Origin of the sequence: Sorangium sp. So ce381 (genome assembly GCF_051473845.1) — a bacterium.
GTDB lineage: Bacteria > Myxococcota_A > Polyangia > Polyangiales > Polyangiaceae > Sorangium > Sorangium atrum.
In genome coordinates this window covers 10322097-10339183 of record NZ_CP150336.1, presented here as the reverse complement: position 1 = coordinate 10339183, position 17087 = coordinate 10322097, and the positions used below count along the sequence as shown (strand labels likewise).

The 17087-nt window shown below is 72.6% G+C and carries 12 protein-coding genes; 8 read left to right on the top strand and 4 right to left on the bottom strand.

Annotation, left to right across the window (positions count from 1 at the left end):
• Positions 1 to 189: 189 nt before the first annotated feature.
• The 5 genes from WMF29_RS38755 to ftsH all read left to right on the top strand — a co-directional run bounded on the left by WMF29_RS38755 (position 190) and on the right by ftsH (position 7324).
• Positions 190 to 2466: a protein kinase domain-containing protein gene (locus tag WMF29_RS38755; protein WP_437325120.1), complete on the top strand. Its 2277-nt coding sequence runs from the start codon at positions 190 to 192 to the stop codon at positions 2464 to 2466.
• Positions 2463 to 3860, top strand: a complete 1398-nt coding sequence (locus WMF29_RS38750; protein WP_437325119.1) for a class I SAM-dependent RNA methyltransferase — start codon at positions 2463 to 2465, stop codon at positions 3858 to 3860. Before WMF29_RS38755 ends, WMF29_RS38750 begins: the two co-directional genes overlap by 4 nt.
• Before the next feature lie 118 nt (positions 3861 to 3978).
• Positions 3979 to 4215 carry a hypothetical protein gene (locus WMF29_RS38745; RefSeq protein WP_437325118.1) on the top strand — a complete coding sequence of 79 codons (237 nt, stop codon included), beginning with the start codon at positions 3979 to 3981 and terminating at the stop codon, positions 4213 to 4215.
• On the top strand, positions 4212 to 5213 hold the full coding sequence (tilS, locus tag WMF29_RS38740; RefSeq protein ID WP_437325117.1) for a tRNA lysidine(34) synthetase TilS: 1002 nt from the start codon (positions 4212 to 4214) through the stop codon (positions 5211 to 5213). Before WMF29_RS38745 ends, tilS begins: the two co-directional genes overlap by 4 nt.
• Before the next feature lie 164 nt (positions 5214 to 5377).
• Positions 5378 to 7324 (top strand): ATP-dependent zinc metalloprotease FtsH, encoded by a 1947-nt coding sequence (ftsH, locus tag WMF29_RS38735; RefSeq protein ID WP_272102803.1) that lies wholly within the window; start codon positions 5378 to 5380, stop codon positions 7322 to 7324.
• Positions 7325 to 7475: 151 nt separating this feature from the next.
• On the opposite strand, the gene WMF29_RS38730 is transcribed toward ftsH, so the two are convergent.
• From WMF29_RS38730 to WMF29_RS38720, 3 genes are all read right to left on the bottom strand, one after another.
• Complete coding sequence (locus tag WMF29_RS38730) at positions 7476 to 8945, bottom strand: alginate export family protein (protein ID WP_437325116.1); 1470 nt, start codon at positions 8943 to 8945, stop codon at positions 7476 to 7478.
• A 234-nt stretch (positions 8946 to 9179) separates the two neighbouring features.
• Positions 9180 to 10028, bottom strand: a complete 849-nt coding sequence (locus WMF29_RS38725; protein ID WP_437325115.1) for a hypothetical protein — start codon at positions 10026 to 10028, stop codon at positions 9180 to 9182.
• Complete coding sequence (locus WMF29_RS38720; protein WP_437325114.1) at positions 10019 to 13018, bottom strand: GYF domain-containing protein; 3000 nt, start codon at positions 13016 to 13018, stop codon at positions 10019 to 10021. The genes WMF29_RS38725 and WMF29_RS38720 overlap by 10 nt, the downstream gene beginning before the upstream one ends.
• Before the next feature lie 297 nt (positions 13019 to 13315).
• Here WMF29_RS38720 and WMF29_RS38715 point away from each other — a divergent pair, with 297 nt between their 5' ends.
• Positions 13316 to 13912 carry a ComF family protein gene (locus WMF29_RS38715; RefSeq protein WP_437325113.1) on the top strand — a complete coding sequence of 199 codons (597 nt, stop codon included), beginning with the start codon at positions 13316 to 13318 and terminating at the stop codon, positions 13910 to 13912.
• Positions 13913 to 14638: 726 nt separating this feature from the next.
• Here WMF29_RS38715 and WMF29_RS38710 read toward each other — a convergent pair.
• Positions 14639 to 14884 (bottom strand): hypothetical protein, encoded by a 246-nt coding sequence (locus tag WMF29_RS38710; protein ID WP_437325112.1) that lies wholly within the window; start codon positions 14882 to 14884, stop codon positions 14639 to 14641.
• Positions 14885 to 15104: 220 nt separating this feature from the next.
• Between WMF29_RS38710 and WMF29_RS38705 the strand changes: the two genes are divergently transcribed.
• Positions 15105 to 16142, top strand: a complete 1038-nt coding sequence (locus tag WMF29_RS38705) for a polysaccharide deacetylase family protein (RefSeq protein ID WP_437325111.1) — start codon at positions 15105 to 15107, stop codon at positions 16140 to 16142.
• A gap of 189 nt (positions 16143 to 16331) precedes the next feature.
• A complete protein-coding gene (locus WMF29_RS38700; protein ID WP_437325110.1) occupies positions 16332 to 17054 on the top strand; it encodes a hypothetical protein in 723 nt (240 codons plus the stop codon).
• The last annotated feature ends 33 nt before the right edge of the window (positions 17055 to 17087 follow it).

Genomic DNA, 17087 nt, shown 5'->3' with positions numbered 1-17087 from the left:
CCCGTCACGACTCCGTCCTCGGCCTCAGGCGGTGTCCTACCTGTCGGGACAGGAGCTTTCAGCGCCCCGGTGGATTGAAGCTGACCATCTGGAAGGTGTCCTGGCCGAGACGACATGGCAAAGCGCCGCGAACTCGCGGTAAAGTAGTGACCGCTCATGCCCCAACCCCCGCCTCGACCCGCATCGCGAATGGGCGGACCTCCAAGCCCCGGGTCGACCAATTCATCGCCTGAAGCGCGCGCGAAGGAGTCCGAGAAGCAGCAGGGGACCTACTTCCTGGGCCGTTACCGTGTGGTCGACGAGATCGGGGTGGGCGGAATGGCGAGCGTTCACCTGGCTCGCATGGATGGCCCGGGCGGCTTCCAAAAGTGGGTCGCGATCAAGCGGATCCACCCTCATCTGGTCGAGGACGATCAGTTCGTCGACATGTTCCTGGATGAGGCGCGCATCGCGGCTGGCATCAACCACGCCAATGTCGCGCAGGTCTTCGACCTCGGGAAGGACGACAACACCTACTGGATCGCCATGGAGTACCTCCACGGCGAGCCGCTCCGGGAGGTGATGCGCCGCGCGGAGGAGCGCCGGCTGCGCATCTCGCCCGAGCTCGCTGCGCGCATCTGCTCCGATGCAGCAGAGGGGCTTCACGCCGCTCACGAGCTGCGCGGAAAGAACGGCCAGCTGCTCGGCCTTGTGCACCGCGACGTCACGCCGCACAACCTGTTCCTCACCTACGACGGCTACACCAAGGTCGTGGATTTCGGGATCGCCAAGGTGGCCGACCGGCTGTCGTCCACCCGCGCGGGAACGCTGAAAGGCAAGTTGGCCTACATGTCTCCCGAGCAGGTGCGTGGCAACGAGATCGATCGCACGACCGACGTGTTCGCGCTCGGGGTCGTCCTCTGGGAGCTCACGACGAACCAGCGCCTCTTCCGGATGGATACGGATCTCGACACGCTCGAGAAGGTGCAGGCCTGCGTGGTCCCGCCGCCGTCCACGATCGTGCCCGACTATCCGATCGAGCTGGAGAGCGTGGTCATGAAGGCGCTCGCCAAGCACAAGCAAGATCGCTTCCAGACCGCGCGTGAGTTCTCGCGGGCCCTGCAGAATTTCCTGATGAGGAGCGGGGTCTTCGTTGGCTCCGAAGAGGTCGCGCAGTTCGTGCAGCAGGTGTTCGTCGATCGCATCCAGAAGCGCGAGGCGCACCTCGCGTGGGCCGCCGAGGTGACGTCCACCATCAACGTCGAGCAGGTGCGCTCGCGCAGCTCGACGACGGCCACGGACAGCGTCGGGCTGCGCAGCCGCGGTCGGGAGCCTGAGCCGCAGCAGCGCCTCACGCCGCCGCAGATCCTGCGGCAGAACGCTCCGCCGGCGAGCGGGATCGCGCCGGTCGGGCGCCCGCCGTCGAGGGACGCGGACGACAGGCAGATGTCCGCCTCATCGCTGATGGATGACGATGAGGATGTCCCGACGACGGTCGCGACGCGCGAGCAAGCCGAGCCGGTGCGATCCCTTCCTCATGGGGAGCGCCCGATGATGCGCCCGGCGGCCGGCACGGTGCCCGAGCCGGTGCCAGCGCAGCCTCGCCAGGCCGGCGTCCAGTCCGGCATTCCCACGGTGCGTCCTGGCATGCCGACGGCGCGCCCCGGCTTTTCGCCCGCCTACCCGAGCCCACCGCGCGTGCCCGGCGGCCACGACGCTGCTCCGCCTCCGCTCTCCTCGAGCCCGTACCCTCCGCGCGACTTCGACACCGGCGAGCTCGCGCCCCTCCCCAAGGGCGGCCTCCTGGACAGCGATCTGGGCAATCCGCTCGCGTCCACGCTCGCGCTCCCGTCGCAGGATCCACCGCCGGTTCTTCAGGGCGCGAGCGAGCCTGCGCGTCACGCGCGGGTGACCAGGACCCCCGCCGTCGCTGTGCCGTCGCCGGGGCACGCGGCCGTCCCGTATGCGCTCCCGTTCAATGGCCAGGGTCATGCCCCGGCCCATGCGCCCGCTGTCAGCGCGCCGGTGCAGGCGGCACCGGCGCCGATGACCGTGGGGCAGGCCCAGCTGTTCGCGTCCGCCGCGACAGCGCAGCCTCCGCAGTCGCAGATCGAGACGGCGCTCTCCCTGCCGCGCCCGGATCCTGCGGCCATCTGGGCCGCCACGCAGGACGCGGCGTCCAAGGGCAACGGCAGGAACACGCTCGTGCTCGTCGCCGTCATCACGCTCACCGTGCTGTGCGTGCTCGGTATCGGCGCGCTGATCTACATGAAGACGAGCGCCGTGCAGTCCTCGCCCTCCAGGGGCGTGGACGCTGCCCCTGCGTCGCCTGCCTCGACGGACGCGACCACCACGGGCCAGTCGAGCTCCTGCGTGCAGGGGCGCCCCGCGGGGGCCTTTCGCGCGCGCGGTCTCGCCCTCCGCGACCGAGCGTCCATCGTCCACCCCGGCCCGATCAGCCCGCACCGCCTTACGATGAAGGGATGAAGTCTGTCCACCGCCGCTCGAACGGTGCCAGGGCGCGGCACCGCCCCGGCGAGCGAGCCCACCTGCGTATCGAGGCGCTGGCCGCCGGGGGCGCGGGGGTCGGTCGGCTCGCGGGCGAGGTCGTCTTCGTCCCTGCGACCGCGCCGGGGGATCTCGTCGAGGTCGAGCTCGACCGGAGCGCACGCCCGGCGAGGGGCAGGCTCCTCGGTGTCGTCGAGCCGAGCGCCGATCGGGTCGCTCCGCCGTGCCGCTTCGCGGACGCCTGCGGCGGCTGCGACTGGATGCACGTCCGTATCGAGGCGCAGCAGGCCGCGCATGAGCAGATCGTCCGACAAGCCATCGCGCGGGCGACGTCGCTCGCCGAGGCCGCGCTGCCGCCGATCCGCGTCCATCCGGCCCCCCTGCCGCTCGGCTACCGGTCGCGGGCGAGGTTGTTCGCGCGCGCGGAGCGCGGCGAGGTGCGCGTGGGCTATCGCGCGCCGAGGACGCACGCCGTGGCGGCGGTCGATCGCTGCGTGGTGCTTGTCGACGCGATCGCGCCGCTCGCCGGCGAGCTGCCCGGCGTCCTCCATGGAGCCGTGGGGGAGGGCGATGTCCTGATCTCGCTGGGCGCCTCGAGCCGCCCGGTGGTCGAGATCCTGTGGCGTGGTCAGCTGCCGCCGGCCGTGTGGCAGCGGCTGGACGAGCGCACGGCGCGCGGCGAGTGGGCCGGCGCTCGCGTCACGCTCGACGGCGCGCGCGAGGCCGCGTCGTTCGGCGATCCGCGGCCCGCCATCCTGGGAGCGGACGGCCTGCCGCTGTTCCTCGCGCCGGGCGGCTTCGGGCAGCCGTCCGAGGAAGGGGCGGCCGTCCTCGCCCGCCGCGCCGCCGAGCTCGCCCACCTCGACTCCACCCGGCCGCCGCACGTCCTTGAGCTGTTCGCCGGCAGCGGGACGCTCTCCGTGCTGCTCGCGCGCGGCGCGCAGCGACCCTCCCCGGCCGCCGAGCCCGCCGGAGCTGCCGCTTCCGGCCACGCGGGGCTCGCGTCCTTCACGGCCGTCGAGCTCTCGTCCGAAGCGGTCGCTTGCCTGCGGCAGAACCTCGCCGCTCGAGGCCTCGCCGGCAAGGCGATCGAGGCGGACGCCGATCAGCACCCGATCCCGGCGCGCACCGACGTCGTGGTGCTCGATCCGCCGCGCAGCGGGGCTCCAGGCGCGGCGCGCGCGATCGCCGCCTCGAGCGCGCGTGTGGTCGTCTACGTCTCGTGCGACCCGGCCACGCTCGCGCGCGATCTCGGCGGGATCCTCGGCGGCGGCTTCGAGATCACGGACATCGAGGCGGTCGAGCTCTTTCCTCAGACGAGCCATATCGAGTCGATCGTCCGGCTCTCCCGCGCCCGCAGATCCGCTCGCTGATCCGCGCGGGCATGCCGGCCTGCTCGCCGCTCCGAGCGCTGCTCCGACGAGCTCGGCCGGAGGGCCGCGCGCGGCCGCGTGGCGCCGTCGCCCGGCGGCTTGCGCTACGCTGCCGGGGATGATTCACCACCTCGACGATCGACTCCGCGAAGAGGCGCGACGCTATCGTCTCGTGTTCGCCTGCCCCGATTGCGCCTCGTTCGATCCGGTGGCCCCCGACCCCGACGAGGCGGGCGCCGGGCCGCCTGGCTGCGGGCCTCGTTGCTCGCTCGGCTACCCGGTCGCGCCGCACCTGAGCACCTCGCTCGAGGGGCGCGAAGAGATCATCTTCTGCAAAGCGTTCGAGCTGCGATGAGCCCTCCTGCCGGACCTCCCCCGCCGCCCAGGCGGGGCCGGTCGCACCCCCCGTCGCTGATCCGCCTCGCCGAGCGGCTGATCCGGGACGAGCGGCTGCTGGCTCGCGGCGACGTCGTGCTCTGCGCCTGCTCCGGAGGCCCCGACTCGACCGCGATGCTGCACGTCCTGGCGCTGCTCCGGCGGCGGATCGGCCACGAGGTGGTCGCGCACGGCGTCGACCACGGCCTCCGCGCCGCGGCCGCGGCCGAGCTCGTGATCGCGCGCGACCTGTCCGAGCAGCTCGGGGTTCCTTACGCCGAGACCCGCGTGGACGTGGCTCCCGGCGCGAACCTCCAGGCCAGGGCGCGCGCCGCCCGGTTTGCCGCGCTGGCAGCTGCCGCGGCGGCGTGCGGCGCCCGCGCGATCGCGACCGGCCACACCGCGGACGACCGGGCAGAGACAGTGCTCTTGCGCCTGCTGCGGGGCGCGGGGCCCCGTGGGCTCGCCGTCCTGCCGCCGCGCGCCCCGCTCCCGTCCGACGCCGCTGGCGCGGCGTGCCAGGACCAGGAGCCGGGGTCGGCAGCGAGCATCGAGCTCATCCGTCCCTTGCTCCAGGCCCGCCGCGCCGACGTCCTCGCCCACCTCGGCCGACATCGACTGGCGTTCGCCGAGGATCCCAGCAACAGGGATCCTCGTTTCACGCGCGTCCGCGTCCGCCGCGAGCTCCTCCCGCTCCTCGAGGACCTGTCGCCGGCCATCGTCGAGCACCTCTGCGCGCTCTCGGACATGCTCGTCGCCGGGCGAGATCGGCCGCGTGGCGGCGATCCAGACGTCCTCGACGGCAGCGAGCCGCTGTCGATTCCGCTCGGTCGGGCGCAGCGATTCGCGATCGAGCGGGCTCGCAAGCTGGGGCGGCCGCTGCGCGTCCGCGTTCGCGGCGGCGAAGAGATCGCCGTGGGCTTTCCAGAGGAGTCCAGCGTGCTTATCGAGGACGGGTCTGCACGTCGCGGGACCTGACCGCATGCACCCCACCCGCGGCCCCTGTCGAGTCCCCTTTTTTCGCTGCGTCACCACGGTGGAGACCTGCGGTCGACGACCGAGCCGACGGGTGGCATGCTGACTGGAACACGCGTACAATTTCAGTACACGCCGGCTCGCCGCCGCGAGCTTAGAGGGTCCTCGTGAAGCAATCGCACAAGACGCTGCTGCTCTGGGTTCTGCTGATCATGATGTTCTTGGCGATCTGGCAGTTCTTGAGCCCGGATTCCCGGCCCGCCACACAAGTCGCGTTCAGCGAGTTCATGGCCCAGGTCCAGGTCGAGGCCAAGGACAAGGATCCGCACGTCGAGTCGGTCACGATCAAGGACCGCGAGTACACCTTCTGGGTCAAGGACCCGAAGAGCGGGACGAAGACGAAGAAGGTCACGATCGGGCCTGACAACGCCGACGAGATCACGAAGACGATCGTCGACAACAAGGTCGCGGTGTTCTTCGAGAAGGAAGAGACGTCGCCGTTCTGGCCGGGGGCGATCATGTACCTCCTGCCGACGGTCTTCCTGCTCGTGATGTTCTATCTGTTCATGCGCCAGCTCCAGGCCGGCGGCGGCAAGGCGATGAGCTTCGGCAAGTCGCGCGCGCGGCTGCTCAGCGAGGCGCAGAACAAGGTGACGTTCGCCGACGTCGCGGGCATCGACGAGGCGAAGGACGAGCTCGAGGAGATCATCGCGTTCCTCAAGGACCCGAAGAAGTTCCAGAAGCTCGGCGGCCGGATCCCGAAGGGCGTCCTGATGATGGGCCCCCCTGGGACGGGCAAGACGCTCCTCGCGCGCGCGATCGCCGGCGAGGCGGGCGTGCCGTTCTTCTCGATCTCCGGCTCGGATTTCGTCGAGATGTTCGTCGGCGTCGGCGCGAGCCGGGTGCGCGACCTGTTCGAGCAGGGCAAGAAGCACGCGCCGTGCATCATCTTCATCGATGAGATCGACGCGGTCGGCCGCCACCGCGGCGCGGGGCTCGGCGGCGGTCATGACGAGCGCGAGCAGACGTTGAACCAGCTGCTCGTCGAGATGGACGGCTTCGAGTCGAACGAGGGCGTGATCATCGTCGCCGCGACGAACCGCCCCGACGTCCTCGACCCTGCGATCCTGCGGCCTGGCCGCTTCGACCGGCGCATCGTCGTGAACCGCCCCGACGTGCGCGGCCGCGAGGGCATCCTCCGGGTGCACACGAAGAAGGTCCCGCTCGGTCCGGACGTCGACATGGAGATCCTGGCGCGGGGCACGCCCGGGTTCGTCGGCGCCGACATCGAGAACCTCGTCAACGAGGCGGCCCTGCTCGCGGCGCGTCAGGACAAGGACGTCGTCACGATGGTCGACTTCGAGATGGCCAAGGACAAGGTGCTGATGGGCGCCGAGCGCCGCAGCATGGTCATCAGCGACGAGGAGAAGCGGACCACGGCCTACCACGAGGCCGGGCACGCGCTCGTCGCGAAGCTCCTGGAGAAGTTCTCGGATCCGGTCCACAAGGTGACGATCATCCCGCGCGGCCCGGCGCTCGGCCTCACGCAGCAGCTGCCGAAGGAGGACCGGCTCAGCATGTCGCGCGACTTCGCCAAGGCGCGGCTGTCGGTGCTGATGGGCGGCCGCGTGGCGGAGGAGATCGTGTTCGGCCAGTTCACGACGGGCGCGGGCAACGACATCAAGCAAGCGTCGAACCTCGCGCGGCGCATGGTGACCGAGTTCGGCATGAGCGACGTGATCGGGCCGATCTCGTACGGCGCGGACGAGGAGAGCGTGTTCCTCGGGCGCGATTTCACGAGCCGGCGCCGCGACTACTCGGAGACGATCGCCAACCAGATCGACGACGAGGTGCGGCGGTTCATCCTCGACGCCCACGCCGAGGCGCGGCAGCTCCTCACGGACAACCGCGAGATCCTCGAGCGGCTCGCCACGGCGCTCCTCGAGCGCGAGACGCTGGACGCCGAGGAGGTCGACGCCATCGTCGGGGGCCGCGAGCTGCCGCAGCGCCAGCGCGTCGTGATCCCGAGCTACAGCGATCGGGATCGCGCCGCCAAGGAGAAGCGGCGCGCGGCCAGCATCTTCGGCACCCCGAAGCCCGCCCCGAGCACCTGATCCCGGAGCGCAGGGGGTGGCGCCCGACGCCTCGGGCGGCACCCCCAACGCACTTGCGGCGCCGCGCGGGATGGCGCGGCGCCCCGAGCCCCCTCGATTCCCTGCCCATCAGAAGAGCGACGCGCGCGGCCGGCGCGCTCCCCGGATCGCCTCAGGGGGCGGTCAGCGTTGCCTGCAGGAACGCCCACTGCTGCAGATCGGCCGGGCGGCCGTCGTCGTGCGCGCGGTTCGCGCTCGTGAAGATCGCCTTGGCGCCGTCACCGAAGATGAACAGGCCGTAGCCGAGCGCGAGCCGCAGCGGCTCCCATGGCTGCAAGGCGAGCGAGAGATCGATCTCGTGGCCCAGCGTCCGGCTCTCGTTGTCGCTGGCGGCGCCGACGGGGAGGAGGCGCGCCGTCACCCACCTGCCTGTTGGAGAGGCGAGGCCGACGAACGTGTATCCGGCGGAGACGGTCAGCGGCTCGAAGGGCGAGGCGCGGACGCTTCCGCCCCCCTCGATCACGTTGGACCACGCGTAGAGCCCCATGGGGCCGTGGTTGTCCTGCGCGTCGGGCAGGATCGGATCGAAGCGGCGCTGCGTCTCGCCCACCTCGAGCGCGCCATCGTCGCCCGTCGCGTAGGCGCCGCGGGCGCTGAAGGTGAGGTGGGCGGGGAGTGCCGTCTCGAGCTCTGCCCGCGCTGCGGCCGCGAACGCGCCGAGAGCGCGGTCGGCGGCGAACGTGGCCACGCGGCCGAGCTCGTACGCCCCCTCGACCGCGTAGCGAAAGCCCCGGCGGTCGCCCGAGACGCGCGCGTCGAGGACGACGGTGTCGCCGGGCGTGAGCCAGGTCGGGCGCGGCTCCCGGGTGATGCGGGCGAGCGCCGTGGCCTCGAGGTGGAGCAGGGGAGCGACCCGCCAGATCGCGTTCAGGCCGTAGAGCTGGGCCCCTGTCCCGGCGGCGATGGGCTTGCGCGTCCCTGCCACCTCGGGCGGAGCGCCTCCTGGCGCAGCGAGGACCACGGCCATCGCCTCGATGTCGACGTTGCCGAGCTGCAGCCCTGCGCGCACCGCATCGAGCGATCGCCCGGTGAGCGTCTCGTCGTCCGCTCCGACCAGGCGACCATCGCCCCATGCGATCCGCTGCCGGCCCAGCCGGACGAAGGCGCGGCGTCCCGAGCGTGTGTGCAGATCGATGTACGCCTCGTAGGGCGCCGTCTCCGGGAGGGCCGGCTCGCCCGGCCCGACGAAGATCGCGTCGTCGTTCCCCCAGAGCCGCGCGTCCTGCAGCGTGACGACGCCCGTGACCGGGCCGCGCTCGACGGTCAGCCCGAGGCGCGCGCGCTGGGCGAAGAACCACTGCGTCTTGACGACGTTGCCGGTGTCGCTCAGCGGCGGCAGGGCGCCTCCGAAGCCCTCGGCGAGCACCGCGTTCGAGCTGTAGACGTCACCGCCCGTGTCGACCGGGTACCGGCGGAACTCTCCGCGGAGCCGGAACTCCACGGAGGGGCGGAACGTGAACCCGCCGACGGCCAGGCCCTCCGACTGCGGCGACGCCTGCGCCGCCGCCCTTCCGGGCGCGAACGTGAGCGCGAGGAGCGCCGATCCCAGAGCGATGGAGGCGAACGGCAGGGATCGGATCATCAGCGAAGAGGGCCGGAGCGCGGGGTCGTCGGACTGCAGAGGTGCGGCCAGGACCGCGGCGTTCGGGCGGGCGGCGCTCCTGGATCGCTCGCGGAGGATAGGCGTCCCGATGCGCGTCGGACAAGTGGGGAAGCGGCTCCGCTCCTTCCCGACGGCGCCAGCGTCCGGCGGGGACAGCTGGCGTGCCGCGCGCCATGCGGCGTGCGCCATGCGCCAAGCGCCTGGCCGACGACGTCAGGGATCGAAATCGTCCTCGCCGCGCGACACCGGCGGCTTGGGTGGCTTCGGGGCGGCCCCTGCGCCGCTACCGCGCCGCGGCGGCGCCTTCACGCTCGCGGCGGGCTGCCTCGGCGGTGGTCGGCTCGCCGCGCCCCGCCGCGCCGGAGCGTCGCCCGAATCGACGGCGAGCACCAGATCGAGCGTGAGCTTCGACGCCCTGCCGGCGTGTCGATCCGCGGCCGCGCCCGCCTCCGCGATCACGCGCTCGGCCGCCTCGAGCTCGTGCTTCACCTCGCGGCGCTGCGGATCGTCCGCGAGCGCCTCGGCCCATGCGGCCGCCAGCGACGCCCGCTTCTTCTCGAGCTCCGCGGCGCGGTTCGAGAGCTCGCCGAGCTGCTTCGACGTCGCGAGGGAGCTCTTCAAGGACGCCTCGAACGCAGCGATGGTGTCCCTGTCCTCCGCGTCCAGCGCGCGCCCGCCTCGGGCGCTCACGATCCGCGCTTCTGGCACGAGCTCGACCTGGAGCAGCACGCCCGCCGCGCGGAGCTCCGCGGCGCGTGCGCGCGCCGCTTCGAGCGCCGCCTTGCGGTCCGATCTCGGATCGAGCCCCAGCGCGCGCGAGAGCTCGGCAGGCGCCGCGTTCGAGAGCTCCTCGGCCTTCAGCGACTCGTCGCGGAGCGCCCGGGCGGCCTCGAAGAACTCGTCGTAGGGCTGCTTGCCCGTGCGCAGGGCCCGCCCCTGATCGAGCAGCGAGACCTGCGCGGCGCACGCGGCGAGCAAGGGCGCGGGCGGCGCGACCAGCAGCAGCGCGAGCGCCGCCGCGCGGAGCCGGCTCGCGCGGTCCGGCGGCCTTGTCATCCACATTGGAGGATGACCCCCCAGAGCTCGTAGCTCGCGGCAGGCTTCGAGAGGAACACCACGCCCACGTAACCGGAGCGCGACGACACGCCGAGCACGCCTTGCCCGAAGTTGCCGGCCGGCGGCGAGAGCGCGATCGGATCCCCGATCGGGGAGAAGTCGGCGGCCAGGGTCTGCGCGCGCATGGCGCGGCTCCCCGGAGGGCCCTCGGTCCACACGAGGAGCCAGCGTCCATCGCCGAGCCCCGCGATATCCGGCGCGAAGGCGTCGCCCCCGGGGCCGCCGGAAGGGAGCGGGATCACCTGGGTCGACCTGGGGATGGTACCGGGAGCGGCCTGCCCGGCGCGGATCTCCCATCGCCCATCCGCTGGCCGATCGGCAAAGACGACGGCGAGCGCGCGCTCGTTCCATCCGAGCGATGGCTTGCCGATCGAGCCTCCGGAGCCGGTCACCCGGGTGAGCTCGCCGACGGGCTTGCGCTCGGCGTCGAGCCAGCCTGCCCACACGGCCTTCTCGCGGCGGAACGCGACGGCGTAGCCGCCGGAGCCGGCCGCGAGCGCGCGCGGCGCCTCGAGCGGCTCATCACCTTGCACCGGCCAGAGCGGGGAGGGGGCGGCGTCAGGGGCATCGGCCGCCACCAGAGCGCCGTTCGCCAGACCGACGACGAACGATCTCGGCCCCGGCACGCTGACGGGGGAGCGGATGGCCTGCTGCGCGGCCGTGAGGACGGTGAAGCGCTCCTCGACCGGCGAGATGCTCACGATGTCGGCGGCCTCCCGGTTCGAGAACCGCTCGCTCCGCTCCCCGGTCGCGGGATCGATCTCGAGGCCGACGGCCTCCATGGGGCTCTTCGCGTACCCCACCACGAGCTTGCCGCCCTTCGTTGCCGTGACCTCGAAGGGGATGCTCTTCGCAACGAGCGGCGCCCATGGCTGGGGCTGACGCGCCACCCAGCAGGGCTTCGGCGGGACGGGGATCGCCGAGCGCGCGGCGTCCTGCGCTGCGCCGAGCGCTGTGCGCGCCGTCCCGACCGGCGGCTGCCGCGCGGCCATGACGGAGCGGCGGCCCGCGAAGAAGGCGACGACGCTCATGAGCACCGCCGCCCCGCAGAGGCCGATGAGCGACGAGACCGGCACGGTCACGGCTGCAGAGAGCCCCTTGCCGTCGCCGCGTCGCGCCGCGAGCGCGCGCGGGTTGAGCGCTGGCGGGCCGTTGCCCGATCCAGGGACGGAGCCGCGATCCGAGCGCTGGCCCGAGGCCTGGAGCGCGTCGGCAGCCGCCGAGCTGCGCTGCGGGTTCGGCAGCCCTGGCAGCCCTGGCCACGAGCGCATCGCCGGGTGCCCCTGCGACGCGCTCGATCCGACGCCGACCGACGGGATCGTCGCGTACTCGCGGCGCCCCATCGGCGCCTCGGCGGCCAGAGGAGAGCGCTTCGTCTCGCTGGGCACGGGCGGCGCGGGGAGCTCCGGGGTCTCGCGGTGCAGCACCGTGGTGGAGGGCTCCGGGGCGTCGCCGCGATCGCGGCTCGCAGCGGGCTCGCGGCCGTCGCCGGCCGGCGCGTCCTCGATGCTGCGGGGCGAGGGACCGTCGGTGGACGTCGCTGGGCTCGCAGGGCGCGATCCTGGCGACGCCATCGCCGTGGGGACGGCGCCCGTGACAGGCGCAGCGTCGGCCGGTGGGGCCGGCGCGGCGATGGGCAAGGTCGGCGCTGCCAGCGAGGCCGACGGCGAGGGAGGTGCTGCTGCCAACGGCGTGGCGCGGGGCGCGTCCGCGGGGGGGCGCGGCGGCGGCGCGGGGAGCGCTCCGAGACGGACGAGGGCCTTTGCGCCGGCCGCCGTCTGATCCGGTGCGTCAGGCGCGCGCGGGCCCGCAGGCCGCTTCGCGGCGACGGCGGGGAACCGGACCGGAACTGGAGGTGGCGGCACGGAGCGCTTCCCCGTGGGCGCGGGGCGCTTCGTGGCGCGGCCGGGGCTCGAGGGCGCCGGTGGCGTCGCCGAGAGGGGTTTGCCGGCGCCTTGATCGGCGCCGGTCGTCGCTCCGCCGCGCCCATCGTTCTGCGGCGCAGCGCCCGTCAGCGCCGCGTCGCGATCGAGGGGGAGAGGCGGGGGCCGGGGTGGTCTCGCCTCCGCGCGCGACGTCGTACCGCCCGCGGCCCTCGGCGCTGCCCCCGGTCTGCTGGGCGCAGCTGCCCCCGGCCTGCTGGCCGCAGCCGCCCCCGGCCTGCTGGGCGCAGCCGCGCCCGCCGCGCGCCTCGGCGGCGCCGGCTGATCGCCGTCCGCCGTCGCGCCGGCATCGCTCGCGGCGCTGCCTGCGTTTGCGGCAGGGCGCTGACCCGCCGAGGTCTCCTCGGGTTCCTCCGCCCCCGAGGGGAGCTTGGGCGCGCGCGGGATCTCGGTCGTTCCCTGATCGCCGGGCGAGGGACCGTCGTAATGGGGCAGCTGGGTGATCGCGCGGGCGACCCCCGCATCGAACGTTCCGCCTGCGGCTGGCACGACGATCGGCGCGTTCTGTCCGCTGGCCGGCGCGTCTGCCGGCGCCTCGACGCCCGTGAGCGTCCGCATGGACTCGCGCTTGCGCGGCGGCGGGGGAGGCGGCTGCGGTCGCGTGGTCGCCCGGGCCGCGTGCTGCGCCGCCGGCTTCCGCCCGTTCGCGGACCTCTCCGCGGGCGCCGGGCCGATGGGCTGGCCGCTGCGCGCGGGCGCCGGACCCAGATCCTCGATGAGCTCGATCTCCAGCGCCGCCCCGTCCTCGCGAGCGGCCTCTCCGGCCCCGGCGGCCGGCCTCTCAGGCGCGGCGGTGCGCGCCTCGGGCTTGCGCCGGAGCTGGGCGGCATCGGCGAGCTCAGGCTGCCTGGACGCGGGCGCCCAGGCGTCCATGCCCTTGCGCCAGACGAGCGTGGAGCCTGGAATGATCCCGGCAGACAGCGCGCTGCGCAGCTCGGCGGTGCTCAGGCTCCGCTGGACGCCGCGCTCATCCGTCCATCTCCACGCGCTCAACGGGGGCCCCTCCGCCAGCTGGTAGAGCGCCGGAATTTCAGGACGTGAACCACGACGATCGCGATCGTACCGCGCGTCGTTTGCAAAGAGATCTTCTTTCGTGCGCCCACGCAACCGCACGTCCACTCACGACGAAGATCGCGCTGGTCGCTCATGAGCCCTTCCCGCGCCCTCGTCGCCGCAGTCCGCTCCGTGCTCGCCGCCGCTGCGCGCACGCTCAGCCCGCCGGCCTGTGCGGGCTGTGACACCCCGATCGCCGATGCCTCGGTATTCTGCGCCGGTTGCGCGCAGACCTCCGTGCCTTACGCAGAGGGGGCCCCGCGAGGGGGCGCGGGCACGCGCGCCGCGGCGGGGACGCCTCTCGTCGCGTTCGCTCCGTTTGGAGGGGCGATCGCGGAGGGGATCCGGCGCTTCAAGTATGGAGATCGCCCCGATCTCGCGCGCCCGCTCGGCCGGTTGATGCTCTGCGCGGCGCGCGATGCAGAGGTGCGCGTCGACCTGGTTGTCCCGGTGCCGCTGCATCCGCGCCGTCTCGCCGAGCGCGGGTACAACCAGGCGGCCCTGCTGGCCGCGCACGTCGCTGACGGACTCGCGGTGTCCTTCGCCCCGCGGGCCCTCCGCCGTGTCCGTCCCACCGCGCAGCAGGCGCAGCTCCCGCGCGACGTCCGCCTGCAGAACGTGGCGGGTGCGTTTCGCGTGCACGCGCCAGAGCGCGTGCAGCGCCGGAGGGTCGCGCTCATCGATGACGTGGCCACCACGGGGGCCACGCTCGCCGCGTGTCGAGATGCGCTCCTTGGCGCGGGCGCAGCTTCGGTGATCTACCTCGTCCTCGCGACGGCCGAGAGCGGGGCGGGCGAGCTCAGAAGCTCACCTCCGTCAGCACACCGCACCTGACGCGGACGGTCCTGCCTTCGGTGAGCCACCGCGTGCCGTCGCGCGTCGGCTCGCCCAGTCGAACGAAAAAGCGCCCGCAGCGTACCTCGACGGGTCGATCGCTGGGCCCTACCGGCACACCCGTCACGTAGACGGTCGCGTTCCGGGAGGAGCTGATCTTGAGCAGGCCGTGGCCCTTTCGCGGGGTTGGCGGAGTCGTCGCTGCAGCGTCGACGGATGTCTGCTGTTGAAGGGTTGCCGTTTCGATAGCGGGTAGTGCTGGAGGTGCCGCGGCCTCGGTAGCTGGCAGTGCTGGAGGTGCCGCGGCCTCGGTAGCTGGCAGTGCTGGAGGTGCCGCGGTCTCAGCACGTGGCGTCGGGGATGCGGTCGGCGTCGGCTGCGCGGTGGCGTCGGTCGCGCTCGCCGGGGGCGCGGCTGCCAGCTGCACGGGGACGGCCGCTTGCTTTGAGGCCACAGCGGTGATGCTCACAGGACTGCCGGTGACCACGGTCGCAGGTCGAGACGCTTGGCCGCGTGCCGCCTGTTTTGGCAGGCTCGTTTCGACGGTGTAGACCCCCAGCGCAAACAGGATGGTTGCAGTCGCGAGCGCAACCACGGCGGTGCCGAGCGGCGAGAGCGGCTTCGACAGAGGGGCCTCGGCTGAACCAGCTTGGGGCGAGACCGAACCAGGTTGAGGCGAGGGCGGCTTCGACGGGGGGCGCTCGTCCGACCCAGGTTGAGGCACGCCTACGCCTGACCCAGGTTGAGGCACGCCCGACCCAGGTTGAGGTTGAGGTACGTCCACGCTGGCCGACCCGGCTTGAGGCACGTCCGACCCAGGTTGAAGGTGATGAGGTTGAAGTACGTCCACGCTGGCCGACCCGGGTTGAGGCACGTCCGACCCAGGTTGAGGTTGATGAGGTTGAGGTACGTCCACGCTGGCCGACCCGGGTTGAGGCACGTTGACGCTGGCCGACCCAGGTTGAGGCACATCCGACCCAGGTTGGGATACCTCCTTGTCCGTCAAGAACATCGGACGCCACTTTAGCGGGATCGCTGCCGCACCGGATTCCCCCGGTCGGCGGCCCACCCGCCGGAAGTGCAGGAGCTTCGCCGTCGGAGCCGGCCGCGAGAGCAAGCACGAACGCTGATTGTGTGCTGGAATACATTCGTGTACGTCGTCGCACATCCACTGACGTGGATTCGCAGGAGGTTGCCGCGCGGTCGTCGTGTGCTGGCCGCCGGGGTGCTCGACACCCTCGGGCTCCTGGATCGCTTCCTCTGGCTGCGCGCGAAGCTTCGGCTGCCCGTGCTCTCCGTGTTCACCTACCACCGCATCGCGGAAGTCTCGGACGTGGACGAGCTCGATCCAGGGGTCGCCGAGGTGAGCGCGCGCGAGTTCGAGGAGCAGCTCGCGGTCATCAAGACGCACGGCACCGTGGTGTCCCTCCGGGATGTGCGGCTCCTCGCGAAGGGCCGGAAGCTCCCGCCGAACCCCGTCATGGTCGCGTTCGACGACGGCTACCGTGACAACCACGACGTCGCGTTGCCCCTCCTCCAGCGCGCCGGGGTCACGGCCACGTTCTTCATCGCCACCGAGTACCCCGACAGGGGCCGCCTCTTCTGGTGGGATCGCGTCGCGCTCCTCATGCACCGGTGCCGCCGGGCGCGCGTCGAGATCGCCTACCCAGCGACGCTCGTGCTCGAGCCGCTGCGCGACCCGATCGCCGCGGCGATGCTCGTCTGCCAGACCATCAAGCACACCTCCGGGGTCGACATCGGGCGCCTCTGGGACGAGATCGAGCGCGCCACGGGGGTGTCGATCGACCTCGGCGAGGAGCGCGCGCTCGCGACCAGGACGATCATGGACTGGAACCACATCGGGGCGCTGAGGCGAGCGGGCATGGACGTGCAGTCGCACTCGCACAGCCATCGTGTCCTCCAGACGCTCTCGCCCGAAGAGGCCACTCGCGATCTTGCGCGCTCCCGCCGCGTGCTCTCCGACGCCCTGAACGAGGCCGTGCATGCGGTCGCGTACCCCGTCGGATACAGCCTGTGCGGCGCCTTCCATCGCGCCGTGAGGGAGGCCGGCTTCGAGATCGGCTTCACCAACAACTCCGGCCTTTGCATGCTCTCGTCCTTCGACCCCCTGAACTTCCCGCGCATCGCCATGGACCGCGGGCAGATCGGCGCGCTCTTCAAGCTCAAGCTGCTCATCGGCCAGCGGCCCGGCTCTCGGGCCAGCCGCTGATCGAGCAAAGACCGCGCGCCGGTCCGCCGCCGCGCACCCGCAGCGCCTCCGCTCGCTCGACGCCGCCTCGGCCGGCGCGCGTGTGGCCTGGGCTGTGCACGTGCACGTCGCTGGTCCGGTTCTGCACGCGCATGGCCTCGATGGGCCACGAAAGCTGCTGCGCAGCCTGTTCGACGAAGGGGGGCTCCCGTGAAAGGCACAATCCATGAACGCAGCTTCCGCGCCGCCGTCTCGATGCTCGGCGCGGCCTCGCTGATCTCCGCGGCCCTCGCGTCGGGATGCGGCGGCGCGTCGACGCCCGCCGCCTCCGTGAAGGCGCCCGCGCGGCCCGCGCAGGCGTCGTCCGATGGGCAGGGCGCGCGGGGGACGAGCGTCGAGCAGCGCGAGCAGCGCGAGCAGCGCGAGGCCCAGCGCGCCTGGTGCGTGTACCTCGAGGAGCTCTACCAGCGGGCCACCGATCAGGCGAAGGGCTGGCCGAAGTTCGACCAGTGCACGCAGATGACGACGATGGCCTCGCCGAAGATGCTCCGCGCGACCTCGGAGTGCTCGCTGGCAGCGCTGCGGCGCTTCGATGGCGATCCCTTCACCGCCGCCTATGCGGAGGAGGTGAGCCGCTGCGGCTCCGAGGCCATGACGGCCACCACGCTCCCGCGCGCCGACCTGGCGCCGTACATGGCCGTCCTCTGCGGCCGCCTCGCGGGGTGCGGAGACCTCGACTACGACACCTGCCGGCAGAGCCTGGAGGAAGGCCTCGGCCCGCAGCTCGAGCGGGCGATCGGCGCGATGAACAGCCGCGGTCGGCACGCGGTCCGCGCCTGCTTCGGCAAGCTCGCGTGCGGCGGAGATCTGGGCCCCCAGATCTCCGCGTGCCTCGAGCCCATCATGGACGACCTGCTCTGGCTGCCGGGGTGAGCGGCCGGCGCGCCGCGCGCAGGGCTCCTGCGC